Source organism: Acinetobacter calcoaceticus (genome assembly GCF_016508255.1).
GTDB lineage: Bacteria > Pseudomonadota > Gammaproteobacteria > Pseudomonadales > Moraxellaceae > Acinetobacter > Acinetobacter calcoaceticus_E.
This window is the reverse complement of record NZ_JADVKT010000001.1, coordinates 514,768-528,824: the sequence shown is the minus strand read 5'-3', so window position 1 is coordinate 528,824 and position 14,057 is coordinate 514,768. Positions and strand designations below refer to the sequence as shown.

Annotated in this window: 12 protein-coding genes; 5 read left to right on the top strand and 7 right to left on the bottom strand. The window is 35.9% G+C overall.

The annotated features are described in order from the left end of the window. Positions 1 to 2: 2 nt before the first annotated feature. Entirely contained in the window at positions 3 to 971 is a 969-nt protein-coding gene (locus tag I5515_RS02510; protein ID WP_199964587.1) for a threo-3-hydroxy-L-aspartate ammonia-lyase, read from the bottom strand. 256 nt (positions 972 to 1,227) lie between these two features. Here I5515_RS02510 and I5515_RS02505 point away from each other — a divergent pair, with 256 nt between their 5' ends. Beyond that, positions 1,228 to 1,851, top strand: coding sequence for a transcriptional regulator (locus tag I5515_RS02505; protein WP_199964586.1), 624 nt, complete (start codon positions 1,228 to 1,230; stop codon positions 1,849 to 1,851). 260 nt (positions 1,852 to 2,111) lie between these two features. Here the strand turns inward: I5515_RS02505 and I5515_RS02500 are convergent, their stop codons facing one another. From I5515_RS02500 to I5515_RS02490, 3 genes are all read right to left on the bottom strand, one after another. Continuing rightward, complete coding sequence (locus I5515_RS02500; protein WP_199964585.1) at positions 2,112 to 4,010, bottom strand: acyltransferase family protein; 1,899 nt, start codon at positions 4,008 to 4,010, stop codon at positions 2,112 to 2,114. 473 nt (positions 4,011 to 4,483) lie between these two features. Beyond that, positions 4,484 to 5,170, bottom strand: a complete 687-nt coding sequence (locus I5515_RS02495; protein ID WP_199964584.1) for a pirin family protein — start codon at positions 5,168 to 5,170, stop codon at positions 4,484 to 4,486. A gap of 190 nt (positions 5,171 to 5,360) precedes the next feature. Next, positions 5,361 to 6,599, bottom strand: a complete 1,239-nt coding sequence (locus tag I5515_RS02490; RefSeq protein WP_199964583.1) for a L,D-transpeptidase family protein — start codon at positions 6,597 to 6,599, stop codon at positions 5,361 to 5,363. A gap of 302 nt (positions 6,600 to 6,901) precedes the next feature. Between I5515_RS02490 and hemE the strand changes: the two genes are divergently transcribed. The 4 genes from hemE to I5515_RS02470 all read left to right on the top strand — a co-directional run bounded on the left by hemE (position 6,902) and on the right by I5515_RS02470 (position 11,350). Continuing rightward, complete coding sequence (gene hemE / locus I5515_RS02485) at positions 6,902 to 7,975, top strand: uroporphyrinogen decarboxylase (RefSeq protein WP_199964582.1); 1,074 nt, start codon at positions 6,902 to 6,904, stop codon at positions 7,973 to 7,975. 5 nt (positions 7,976 to 7,980) lie between these two features. Next, positions 7,981 to 8,775: a DUF817 domain-containing protein gene (locus I5515_RS02480; RefSeq protein ID WP_199964581.1), complete on the top strand. Its 795-nt coding sequence runs from the start codon at positions 7,981 to 7,983 to the stop codon at positions 8,773 to 8,775. A gap of 149 nt (positions 8,776 to 8,924) precedes the next feature. Then, the gene (locus tag I5515_RS02475; protein WP_199964580.1) at positions 8,925 to 9,395 is read left to right on the top strand and encodes a DUF3015 family protein; all 471 of its coding nucleotides are present in this window, start codon (positions 8,925 to 8,927) and stop codon (positions 9,393 to 9,395) included. Positions 9,396 to 9,457: 62 nt separating this feature from the next. Then, positions 9,458 to 11,350, top strand: coding sequence for a DUF4105 domain-containing protein (locus I5515_RS02470; protein WP_199964579.1), 1,893 nt, complete (start codon positions 9,458 to 9,460; stop codon positions 11,348 to 11,350). Between the two features lie 70 nt (positions 11,351 to 11,420). Here I5515_RS02470 and blaADC read toward each other — a convergent pair whose 3' ends face one another. From blaADC to I5515_RS02455, 3 genes are all read right to left on the bottom strand, one after another. After that, the gene (gene blaADC, locus I5515_RS02465; RefSeq protein WP_199964578.1) at positions 11,421 to 12,578 is read right to left on the bottom strand and encodes an ADC family extended-spectrum class C beta-lactamase; all 1,158 of its coding nucleotides are present in this window, start codon (positions 12,576 to 12,578) and stop codon (positions 11,421 to 11,423) included. 148 nt (positions 12,579 to 12,726) lie between these two features. Next, entirely contained in the window at positions 12,727 to 13,275 is a 549-nt protein-coding gene (folE, locus tag I5515_RS02460) for a GTP cyclohydrolase I FolE (protein ID WP_199964857.1), read from the bottom strand. 89 nt (positions 13,276 to 13,364) lie between these two features. Further along, positions 13,365 to 14,054, bottom strand: coding sequence for a Smr/MutS family protein (locus I5515_RS02455; protein WP_199964577.1), 690 nt, complete (start codon positions 14,052 to 14,054; stop codon positions 13,365 to 13,367). Positions 14,055 to 14,057: the final 3 nt, after the last annotated feature.

The window sequence follows — 14,057 nt, the reverse complement described above, 5'->3', positions numbered from 1 at the left end:
TATTAAGCAGATAAAAACTCTACATATTTAGAAATATCGACATTGCCACCACTAATAATGATGCCTATACGTTTGCCTTTTAACTCATGCTTTAAATTACGTGCAGCAGCAAATCCGAGACATCCTGTCGGTTCAACCACCATTTTCATTCTTTCAGCAAAGAACTTCATACAGCTAATGAGTTCTTCGTCTTCTACTGTCAAAATGTCATCTACATTCTTCTGAATAATAGGAAATGTTAATTTGCCTACACTTTGAAGTTGAGCACCATCGGCAATTGTTTTAGGTATATCAATCTGAACAATTTCTCCTTTTCTAAAAGACATTTGTCCATCATTTCCTAGGGCAGGTTCAACACCATATATTTTACAGTTCGGAGAGAGCTGGCGAGCAGACAGGGCAGAACCTGCCAATAAACCACCGCCCCCTAAACATACAAACAGGTAATCTAATTCACCTACTTCTTCAAATAGCTCTTTGGCAACCGTTCCTTGACCTGCAATTACATGAGGATGGTCATAAGATGGAATGAGTGTCAGGCCATTTTTTTCAGCTATTTCTTTTCCAATTTGTTCCCGACTTTCTGTATAACGGTCGTATTCAACAATAGCGGCGCCGTATTCACGCGTTGCTGCCATTTTTGCGGCAGGTGCATCTTGCGGCATAACGATTATGGCTGGAATACCAAGAATCTTTGATGACAGCGCAATAGATTGCGCATGATTTCCCGAAGAGAAAGTGACCACACCCGCTTTTTTTTGAGCTTCACTAAATTGTAAAAGTGCATTCATTGCACCACGAAATTTGAAAGCGCCAACACGCTGAAAATTTTCACATTTAAAGAATACTTCTGCTCCAAATTCATTGTTAACAGTACGTGAAGTTAAAACAGGGGTTTTATTTACAAACTCTTTTATGCGTTCAGCAGCGGCTGCGACATCTTCATAAGTGGGAAGGGTTAAATTTTTCATAATTAAACCTAATTCTATTCAATGTGTTTGGGTGCAAGATTTCGTATTGCTTAAGGAATACACAATATATTGACCTTGTTTAGATAAAATATATATATTTAGATAAAATGTCTAATTTTATTTTCTAATGCGATAACAATGAGATATAAGATTTTGATTTACATTAAGTTTAAAATTAGATAAAAAGTCTAAATTGCTATTTGCATACTTTACTCTAGGGTTTGAAATAGTAAGTAAGTCATTAGGAGGAAATAAATTGGGAAATCGTGATAAACATTTACTCACACAGCTAGATACAATCGCAAAGGGGTTAAGTGAAACGCTATCTCCTTTTTGTGAAGTTGTCGTCCATGACTTAACAAATCCTGAGCATGCCATACTTTCCATACACAATAACTTATCTGGCCGAAAAGTAGGAGATCCAGCAACCGAGTTAGGGCTGGCGAGAATCATGTCTCCAGAATTTCCAAATCTTATTTCAAACTATGCAAACCAGTTTGCGGATGGGCGTCCCGCAAAAAGCACGTCTATTGGTATTAAAGATGAAGAGGGCCAGTATGTGGCCGCTTTATGTATGAATATTGACTTAACCCTATTTAGAGGGATGCAAAGCGCTTTAGAGCATTTTACTAAAATTGAAACGGATAACATTATTGAAAACTTGGAACCAAATGGGACTGAAGCAATCCGAAAATATATTGATCAATTTGCCTCAAAACATGCAACTACACCACGTATGTTAAAACTCAATGAGAGAAAACAATTAATACATGAATTAAAGAATAATGGCTTATTAGAAATTAAAAAGGCTGTAGAGACAGTTGCTCAACATTTAGGTATATCAAGAGCGAGCGCTTATTTGTATGTAAAGGAAACTTAATAGATTTTTTAAAAATTTATAAAATTAGAAAAGTTTGTTTTAAGCTGTATTGAAATGGGTGTTGAGTAACTTTTGTGCTTTCTGGAAGGTTGCTCATCCATTTTTGTTTTGAAAGTTTTATCTTATTTATCAAAAAACAACTTGTTTATTCAGCAGGGTTTATTTAAGTATTTTAAAATTTTAGCTTTTAAAGCTATAAAGTAATTTTTAACTCATAACTTGAGTAATATAAAAAACCCTCCTAAAAGGAGGGTTATAACTTAAATGAAAGGTTTAATATATTTATCTACAACATATATAGAGCCTTTTTTACTTAAATGCCCATAGTCAAGTTGAAGTAAATCATCACCATCATTTGTTTCACAAAAATATTTATTTTCATGAAAATCACACATTTGTTTAATAAGTGATATATATTTAACATCTTTAATGTTAAGTGCTTTAACAGTTTGCTCAGCTTTAATATCATCTTCTATAATTTTTAGATCCAATCCATTGTCATTAATTCTAGAATGTGTATAGAAGTTGGCATCCTTGATCTTAACTTTTGGTAATGATGGATGCCATTGAGGAACAGCACCTACTATAATGATTTTCTCAACACCATAGCTGTTAAGCATTTTTATTATTGAATTCCAATCAGATTTATCATGCTCATTTTGTTGTGCAATTATAACATAATCTGGCTTAAGTGCTTTTATGTTTTCTAAAGCTAACTTATTTGCTTGACTACATGCTTGTTTAAGTTCACCAGTTAATTCCGTTGGTTCAGTTAAGGATGCTTTGCAACCAGATGAACCAATTTGATTGAATGCATAATTTGGAAATGTTGATCTTAAGCCTAAAGATAAAGCTTGAGAGTGTGAATCTCCCCATAAAAATATGGATTTTACGTTATGCTTGGCGCTTAAACATGAAGAATCAATGTTAGTTTTACCACTATTTATGAGGTTAGAATAAACATCACACTGTAACATATATGCTTTATCAATATTTTTATGCTCATTTAAATATTTTTCTACAATTAATGCTTGTGGTGTATTTGCAGCATATCTTATCTTAAGATTAGCTCCCTGTGTTAAAAAAATGAAAGTAGATATCGCAACTATTGATGTACAAGAAGATATAATAATTAAGTTTGGTTTTAGAATTGATTTTCCTTTTAATTTATTCCCAATATATTTTTCAATATATTTTCCAGAAAGATATCCAAGTAAAATTGAGGCAAAAACTCCTAATACTATAAATACTATATTATTTTGTTGACCTTTATGAAACATCCAAAAAACAATTGGCCAATGCCATAAATAGATAGAATAAGATGATGTTCCTAGAAATTGAGCAAATCTATTGTTTGTGAGAATAGATTCTTGGTTCTGTGTATATAAAATTAATGCCGTACCAATAGTTGGTACTAAAGTGTACAAACTTGACCAAGGTGTCTGCGAATTGAATAAATATAAAGATGAAATTACAAGTATAAACCCAGTTATTTCTAAAAGATATTTTGTTGCTTTACTGATATTGGGTTTTGGGATGAAGTATAAAAATCCTCCTAAAACCATCTCCCAAGCTCGCGTTGGCAATAAAAAGAAGGATGCTGAAGGACGACTTCCAGATATATAATATGCCAATGCCAGTGAAATCAAAAACAATCCAATTAATGAGTATATGGTCTTGTTTTTTAATAATTTAAAACTAATGATTAGGAAAATTGGTAATAATAAATAAAACTGCCATTCAACAGATAATGACCAAGTATGCAATAATAATTTTTCATGTGAATCTACGTCAAAGTAGCCCGATTCACGCCAGTAAATTATATTTGAAATAAAAAATAAACTGGCAATTATATGCTTGCTTAATGACCTAAAGTCAGTTGGTATTAATTCTAACCAGCCGATTACAAGTAAAAACGCACACAATACAGCAAGTGCAGGAATAATACGGATAGCTCGATTGGTGTAGAATTGTAAAATAGAGAAGTTATCTTTTTTTAAACCATCCATAATGATTTTTGTCATTAAAAAACCGGATATAACAAAAAAGACATCAACACCTATAAATCCACCAGTAAATCCGAATATACCAAAGTGGAATAGAACTACGAAAGCAACCGCATAGGCACGTAATCCATTTATATCAAATCTAAAATTCATTATTAAAATTTCTTAACTTATTTGGTGTGAATTCTAATCAAGAATCATTTCATTATGCAATAAATTTAGATCACTTCATGAAATAAAATTATGATTAATGAAACTAGCCAATATATAGAGCTGTAGTGTAATTTTTTATTTAAATATATTAATTTAGTAGATTGTTATTAGGCATTATTAGGCATTATTAGGCATTATTAGGCATTATTAGGCATTATAGGCATTATTAGGCATTATTAGGCATTATTAGGCATTATTAGGCATTATTAGGCATTATTAGGCATTATTAGGCATTATTAAGTATCGGACTGTTTTTTTAAATTGCTTTTCTCAACAATCGAAAAAATTATACATCATCTGGCGAGCATGATTATTCATCTTCATCCACTCATCATCTTCAGACTCGAACAGCTATGATAGCGGCGGTGGAGGAGATTAAAAAAGCCCTTCTGTGAAAAGGGCTTTTGATTGATTTAAGGTAAGTCAAACCAAATGAATTGGCTATCTTCAAGTGCTTGAATTATTGCTTTCTCTTCAAATACTAAAGCATCACCCGCTTTGACTTCTTGATCACCAATACGGATCACACCTGAAATAACGTGGACATAGTTCACTTTTTTAACGGTGTCTACATTTAACTCACGCCCTTTTTCTAGTACTGCAGATTTCACTTCTGCATTTTGACGAATGTGCATAGGTGCATTTGCATCAGGACCTGCAATTAAATGCCATTTGTTTGGGTCTTTACGTGGGTCAAGATTAATTTGTTGGTAATTAGGCTCAGCATCTCTTACATTTGGAATAATCCAGATTTGTAATAAATGTACAGGTGTATCAGTGTTGTTGATTTCACTGTGTGCAACACCTGTGCCGGCACTCATGAGTTGCCATTCACCTGCTTTAATCTGGCCTTCATTTCCCATGGTGTCACGGTGTGAAATCGCACCATCTAGCACACAGGTTAAGATTTCCATATTGTCATGTGAGTGTGTACCAAAACCATTATGAGCATCAATTCTGTCGTCATTAATCACACGTAGTGCGCTAACACCCATATATTTAGGATCGTACCAACTACCAAATGAAAAGCTATGATAAGACTCTAACCAACCTGCTTTAACGTGTCCACGATCTTCACTACGATGTACGTAAGCATTCATGATTCTATCTCCCAAATTTTTTATTTATCTCTTGATAAATATATTAGAACTATAGAAGACGTGAAAAAATACGTTAACTGCAACATGTCGTTGCGTAATTGATATGATTGTAGTGTTTTTTTATTTATCTATGCATTTTTGATGATTAAAAAACCTGCCACAAGGGCAGGTTTTTTAAAGAATATATTGATTATTCAAGGAATTTAACAGTCACGCCTGCACGTACTTTATTTCCTAAATCGTTAGCATCCCAGTTAGTTAAACGGATACAACCATGTGATGCTGTTTTAGAAATTAAAGATGGGTTTGGAGTACCGTGAATACCGAATGATTTTTTGCTTAAACCAATCCAGATATTACCGACAGGAGCGTTAGGACCTGGTGGTAAAGAAAGTGGTTTTAAGTTTTTACCTTGTACGAAGTTCGAAGGTGAATAGCTGTACCAAGGGTTACGAGCAACACCAACTACCTTGTAAGTACCGGCCGGAGAAGGCGTATCAGTACTGCCAATTGTTGCAGGAAAGGAGCCTACCATTTGATTACGGCTGTTGAATAAATACAACTGCTTCGCACCTTTATGCGCAATAATCAAGTGAATATCTTCTGGTAAGTCATTGCGCACATTTGGCACAATAATCTTTTCGCCTACTTTTTTAAATGTAGCTTTTGGATTTAATTTTTTTAAGAAAGTTTCATCAATATGGAACTTTTCGCCCAACATTTCGGTAACACGAGTGTAGTACAAACCTTTCATTTTGGCTTGTAATGCATAGTCAGAAGGAATTGACTCGGCATATGGACCTTTTAAGTCAGCATCAGAAATAGTGTATTCAATAAATGCTGGCTTGGTTTGTTTAGCAACTAATGCATCCCAAGTTTCTTTGGTCAGGTCACCAGTAGGTGATAAACCATTCATTTGCTGGAATGATGCAATCGCTTTTAGCGTATTTTTACCACTCATTCCGTCAATTGCGCCTGGTGATGCATGTGCATTATTAAGCATCACATGTGCACGTGCATAGACTGGAAGTTGGCCTTTACCAATATTTTCAGACCATTCTGCCGAGTTTAAGCCATCTAATGTCCATGAAGCAGCAGACACTTGTGCAGTCTTAGACGTTGTTGTGCTTTTAGCAGTTGTTGGTGTAGACGCAGCAATACCAGACTCGGCATTTGGGTCTTCTGTTTTCTGCAAATTCTGTAATGTTGTTGACGCTCGATTTAGATCATTTTGTTCTTGAGCAGTAATTTGTGTTGGAGCTTGAGCTTGTACAGTTGAAGCTGCATCTACTGCTAGAGGATCAATCGGATCTTCTACAGGAGCTGATACCTTTTTAGGGTTCAGGGGTTGCTCAGTTGTTGAAGCAGCAAAAGCAACATTAGCAATAATACAACTTAAACTCATAGCGAGTAATGAGCGAACAAACATGTAATTCAACCTTAAGAATTTTCATATAAGCAATAGGGGGATTGATCTGTTCTTGAAGTGCAAAAAATCACCAATAACTCATTTATATGAGTCCAAGATTGGTAATTTAGTGATTAAAAGAATATCAATGACCCCAATGTAACATGTTGCAAGTATTGCAGAAAACCTCGCAGCTTGCAGTAGACTTTTGTGTAAATATGCATTTTTTAGTAGATTGACAAGTTTTTTGTATGAAATTGAAATTATAAAAATGCCTCTGTTTTTGATATGATGCTGCCACATAAAGAAGATAGAGATTGGTAATGACGACTTTGAAAAATGATCGTTTCCTCCGTGCTTTGTTACGCGAACCTGTAGATACCACGCCGGTATGGATGATGCGTCAAGCAGGGCGTTATTTGCCTGAATATCGTGAAACCCGTTCAAAAGCAGGCGACTTCCTATCTTTATGTAAAAATACAGAGTTTGCCTGTGAAGTAACTTTACAACCTTTGCGTCGCTATGATTTAGATGCAGCAATTTTATTTTCAGATATTTTAACAATTCCAGATGCACTGGGTTTAGGTCTTTATTTTGAAACAGGTGAAGGACCAAAATTCCATAAAACAGTACGTACCGAACAAGATGTTGCTAATTTACCTAAGTTAAATGCAAAAGTAGATCTTGATTATGTGATGAATGCTGTAAGCACGATTCGTTCTGCTTTAGGGGGGCAAGTTCCACTGATTGGTTTCTCTGGTAGCCCTTGGACTTTAGCAACCTATATGGTTGAGGGTGGTTCAAGTAAAGAATTTCGTTTTACCAAGCACATGATGTATGCACAACCTGAAGTTTTGCATGCCTTACTTGACCATTTAGCAGATTCAGTCATTGACTATTTAAACGCTCAAATTGATGCAGGTGCTCAGGCAATCCAGATTTTTGATAGCTGGGGCGGGGCATTGGCTCACCGCGAATATGTCGAATTCTCTTTGAACTACATGAATAAAATCATTGCAGGTTTGCAACGTGAGAAAGATGGCCGACGTATTCCGATTATTGTGTTCACAAAAGGTGGTGGTCAATGGTTAGAGCCAATGATTAGCACTGGTGCAGACGCTTTAGGGTTAGATTGGACTACGCCATTAAATACAGCTCGCACTACGGTGGCTGGGCGTGTAGCTCTACAAGGAAATCTTGATCCTGCTGTTTTATATGGTTCGGCTGCTTCAATTGAAAAAGCAGTGAAAGCGATGTTAGATGATGCTTACGCAAATGGTGAAAAGACAGGTTACATTGCTAACTTGGGCCATGGGATTACTCAGTGGGTAGATCCTGTTCAACCAAAAATCTTTGTAGATACAGTACATGAGTATAGTGCTAAATATCTAGGATGATTTTTGTGCAACATCTAAATTTACCATTTCAATTTATCATTAAGGCTGTTTCGGCAGCCTTGTTTGGTATTTTGCTTTTAATTGCTTTCGCTCTAACAGCGCCGATGGGAAGCCATGAATATATGGGTTTTTATCGTTATGACTATTTACTCATATATGCAGTACTGATCCAGATCTGTTTGCTCTATTTAAAACTGGAGTCGTGGGCTGAAGCCAAAGTGATTGCTTTGTTTCACGTTATGGCGATGGTCATGGAAATCTTTTTGACGCATCCGGGTATTGCTTCATGGCAATACCCGCAGCCTGCTGTATTTAAAATCATTACGGTGCCTTTATTTGCAGGCTTTATGTATTCGGCTGTAGGTAGCTTCTTCGCACGGTCAATACGACTGTTTCAAGTTTCTTTTGAAAAGCTTCCAAGTTTTGGAAGTATGCTTTTATTGGCACTTTTCTCATATATAAACTTTATGAGCAAATTTTTTGTCCCAGATATTCGCTATATTTTATTTGCGATTAGTATTTTAATTTTTTGGAAAACAAAAATTTATTTTCAATTAAATCAACATAAATTTAAAATCCCGATGTTGCCTGTATTATCTACCCTCGCTTTTCTGATCTGGATTGCTGAAAATATAAGTACATTTTATAAAATCTGGCTTTATCCAAGTCAGGTCAATGCTTGGCATATGGTGGGTTGGGGCAAGCTAGGATCATGGTATTTATTATTAATTTTGAGCCTAGTGCTAGTGCTTAAAATATTAGGTAACAGAGATCATAAAGGTAACTGGAATTTAAGATAATTTTTCTTTTGCACTTTTTATCATATTGTTTATTTTTTAATTGCTAAATCACAGCCTTCTCGTTATCTTTAATATGGTGTAATGAGAATTACACATAACAATACAACACATAAGAAACAATCAATAATGATTTTTGGAGATATACAACTATGTTAAAAAAATTAGCTTTAGCTGCTTTATTAGCAGCTGGTTCAAGTGTTGCAATGGCTGACAATGATGTGGGCTGTGGTGCAGGTACACAAGTATGGGCTGGCAAAAAAGGAGTAGCGCCTAAAATTCTTGCTGCAACAACAAATGGTATTTTTACTAACCAATTATTAGGGATCACTTTCGGTACTTTAGGCTGCCGTCAAGGCGGAACAGTAACAGCGCAAGTTGTAACATTCACAAATGAAAATGCAGAAGCTTTAGCACGTGATATGGCAGTAGGCCAAGGTGAAAGCCTGAATGTACTTGCTGAGTTAATGCAAATTAAACCTCAAGATAAAGACCGTTTCTTTAAAGTTTCAAAAGCAAACTTTGGTGAAATCTATTCAGCAAATAACCAAAACACACTTCAAGTTTTAGCATCATTGCAAACTGTAATGGCTAAAGACGACGTTTTAAAAGCTTACGTATAAGTTTGAAACTGAAAACCCTGTCGTATGGCAGGGTTTTTCTTATATTTTAATGATAAAAATTGATGAGCTTAATGAAGTCAGTTGTTTTAGTTTTTGCCTCTTTGGCAGTTAATATTGCGTATTCAGCAGAAATAAATCCATCTATTCAAAAATATCGGTCAATTGCAGAACAAAAAAAATTAGATCAAGACATTACATGGCAACGGCTCATGTATGCCAATAAAAATCAGAGAAGTGATGTAACTTATCCAGGTTATTTCCTATCTGAACATGGAAAAAATAATTTAAAAGAAGAGCTTAAGGCTGACATTTCTGCATTATTTACGCCTGCTCAAGATAATCAATCTATTCGTTGTAAGTTTCCAGCGCGCAGCCAATGGCTCCTACAAAAAGTAGGTATTCAAGAAAATGAATTACCTCAAGTAAAATGTTCAGAATTTGAAAATTGGATTGGGCAAATTAAGCCTTATAAAGCGACATTAATTTATGCGACTGATTTTATGGGCAATCCAAGCTCGATGTTTGGTCATACTTTATTGCGTTTAGATCCAAAAGATCAGCAACAACTAAATTTAGTCTCTTACGCCGTAAACTATGCTGCAACAGTGGCAGGTAATGATAACTGGTCATACGCATGGAAAGGTTTAACAGGGCAATATCCAGGTGAATATTCGCTGATGCCTTATTATCGTAAGGTAAAAGAGTACGGTGATTTTGAAAGTCGAGATTTATGGGAATATGAACTTAATTTATCGCCTGAAGAAACGCGTTTTGTAGTCGCTCATATTTGGGAAATGCAACATGTGAGTTTCCCTTATTATTTTGTGAGTGATAACTGTGCTTATCGATTATTAGGATTAGTCGATTTAGTAAAGCCTAAATCTAACTTACAAGAGAAATTTACTTATGCTTCCATTCCCATGGAAACCATTAAATCGATGCAGCAACAAGGGCTGACCAAAGCTCCTGTATACCGGCCTGCTTTAGAAACCCAGCTATTGGCCCAAGCCCATCAGCATGGTGCCTCGTTAGCAAAAGTGGCTCATCAAATTGCGATGATGCCCATTCAGCAATCTTCTCAGATTTTAAAAACATTTAGTGAGCAAGATCAGGCTAAGATTTTAGAGATGGCTTACGATGATTTATATCTTCAATTTACGAGTCGTAAAATAGAAGAAAGTGTTGCTCAGCCACAGTTACGTCAACTTTTAGCGCTAAGAAGTCAGATTGATTTAGACAAACAACGTCAAGAGCCTAAGCGTCCTCAAAAAGAGCCAACACAAGGTCATAATGCACGTAATATTTCATTGAAAGCAGGTGAGGTTCAAGGAAACAAGTTTATCGAACTTGGTCATCGGCAAGCCTATCATGACTTAATAGATCCTCAAGGGGGGTACCGTGCTGGTACTCAACTACTATTCTTAAATGGTAATGCGCAGTGGCGTAATGATCATTTAAAACTAGAACATCTTGATGTGTTGGAAGTCAATTCCTATAACCCGATACAACCTTTTAAAATCCCTCTGAGTTGGGGATTTAACTTAGGCTGGCGTCAGGAAGCGATTCATGATGGAAATTTTAGCGATGAAAAACAACATGGTGTAGCGAATTTTAATGCTCAGGTCGGCTACAGCCTTGCAGACTATGAGCGCAAACATATTTGCTATGGGCAAGTACAAACCTACGTACAAGCAGGTTCAAATCTAGATAAGGGATGGCGTGTGGGAGTAGGCCCGACTTTAGGGTGTATGAATCAATGGTTTGATCGACTTAACTCTGTGGTGCAAATTGAATTGCCATATTGGGAAGACCAAAATCAATGGAATTTAAGAGTAAATACCCAGTGGCAATATGTGATTAATAGTAATAATGCCATTCGATTAAACTGGGATTATGAACAACAAAATCATCAAGACTGGATGAAATCAAGTCTAGGGTATGTTTGGTTCTTTTAAATAGTCTTTCGAATTAGAAAAAGCGAGAAATGAATGAGAACATTTCTCGCTTTTTTGTTTTAAGAAAAGATTATTTCTTTATTGCATTCAGCACTGCATAAGCTGCTTTAATACGCTCTTCATTTGGAATGCGTTTATTGGTTAGCATGACTAAACCGATATTCTGCTTTGGAATAAAGACAACATACGTTCCAAAACCATTGGTTGAACCCGTTTTGTGATAGATCTTAACGGAAGGTTCTTTTGAAATAGCAGTGACTTTATTTGATTTCATCACAATTTGTTCAGAATTACTGTCTAATAAAGTTTGTAAAGGTGCTGGATAAGAGAATTCTTCCCAACCTAATGCTTGATACATCGTGCCGACTTGGTAGAAACCTTTGTGAGTTTCATTAATTGCGCGTTGGATATCGGTTGGATATTTTTGTGGATTTAAATTGGCGTTAATAAAGCTCAGCATATCTGGTAAGGTGGATTTAACACCGTAAGCAGGGGCATCTAATGGTCCTGGGGTAACTCGAATTGGCTGATTTTCTTGGTTATAACCAAATGCATAGTTTTGCATTTGATTTTTAGGCACATTCACATAACTTTGTTTTAAATGAAGAGCCGGAAAAATTGTATTTTCTAAGACCTGATCAAAAGGTTTATTCATAGACAAAGCTATAACCTTTCCAAACAATCCAATACTTGGGTTTGAGTATTGTCTATATTCACCGATCGGATTTTTAGGTTTCCACTCTTTGAAAAAATTTAAAACTTGTGAGTCTGTTTGCACTTCATCTGGGAATTGTAAGGCGAGGTTCCCACTGGTATAAGTTGCAAGCTGGAGTAAGGTAACTCGGTCTATAGGTGTGTTTTTTAACTCTTTCCAATATTTTCCGGGCGTATCTTCAAAAGAAATTGTTCCTTTTGTTTTCGCATATCCACCTGCTGTAGCAGTAAATAATTTACTGACTGAACCTAGTTCAAAAATCGTATTGCTATTTACTGTTTGCTTGTCTTGAACAGATCTTAAACCATAATACATTTCATACTTTTTATTATTTTGAATGACACCAACGGCCATACCGGGAACATTATATTTTTCTAATAATGGTTTAAAGTTTTGATCTACCAGTTTTTTGATCTCTTGTTCTTTTGGGGTATTTGTATTGTCCGCATAAATTGAGGTATTAAAAATAAAAAGAGAAGGAAGAAGTAAATAGGAAATTTTTTGGAATCGCATGATTAACTCATAAATCATTTTAAAATGAAGATGGGTACTTTTATAACAAAAATCACATGATTTAATTGTTATGTTTTATAGAATTAGTAAAGAATTAAGATATAAAAAAGCCCAATAATTGGGCTTTTTATTTGTCATTAAAGATGACTTAGTAACTCTCAGGTACAGCACTCAAGAACTCACGACGTGCCTCTTTATCAGTTTTAAAATCTCCGATAAATGAAACGGTACGTGTGGTTGACTCTTGTTTACCTACACCGCGCATCATCATACACATATGTGCTGAATCGATAACTACGGCTACACCGCGTGCTCCAGTCACTTCTGACACAGCTTCTGCGATTTGCTGAGTCAAATTTTCCTGAATTTGCAAACGACGTGCAAACATTTCGGTAATACGTGCAAATTTGGATAAGCCAAGAACTTTGCCTTCTGGTAGATAGGCAACATGGACACGGCCATAGAATGGAAGGAGATGATGTTCGCAAAGCGAATAAAATTCAATATTCTTCACCAATACCATTTCATGGTTATCTGATGGGAAAACAGCATTATTGGTGACTTCTTCTAAAGTTTTACTATAGCCAGAAGTTAAATATGAAAAAGCTTTAGCCGCACGCACAGGCGTATCTTTAAGGCCGGGACGATTAAGATCTTCCCCGACGGCAGTCAGAATATTTGCGTACGATTGCTGCATAGACATAAGAATGTTCACTTACACTGGTTGAACAAAACGGCATTCTATCAGAAAACTATAAAAAGTCTGAATTCTGTAGAAAATGCCGATTATTGTTGGTACTTGGGATTTTTTTCTGCGCGTTTAAGCAGTACGAGAACGGCGCCTGTGCCACCTTGATTTTCTGGAGCACTCACAAAAGCCAAAACATCACGATGTTGGCGCAACCACCCGTTAACATAGGTTTTTAAAACTGCTTCAGGACCTTTGCCGTGTACGATCTTGATGACATTTTGATTTTCATCTTTTGCCATCTGGATAATTTGTAAAACTGCGTCACGTGCTTGTTCAATTGTACAGCCGTGCAAATCTACGGCTTCAAACCAACGTATTTTCCCAGCTTTTAAATCTTCAAAAACTTTATGCTGAAGGGTAGCAATGCGATAGCTTAATGTTGCTTGGCTTGCGACAGGATTTAACGCAGCTTGGGTATCTGATAACTCTGCATGTTCGGTATCACGGCCACCTTCGGCAGCTGCGCGTTTAGCTAATGTTTGAGCATCAACTTTTCTGGCGCGAGTTGGTTTGACATCAGCAACATTACTATTATTGATGCGTTTAACACCTGCAACAGCTTGTTGAAACAGATTTGTATCTTCCAATTCTTCAGAAACAGCCTGAGATTGTTTGACCTCAGGCTGATTTGCGATTTTGCTTGAATGAGGATTGGAGATTTGCTTTTTAAATTGCTTCAATAACTTTTGTTGCTCTTTAGAAAGCGTTGAATCTTTATTACTCATATA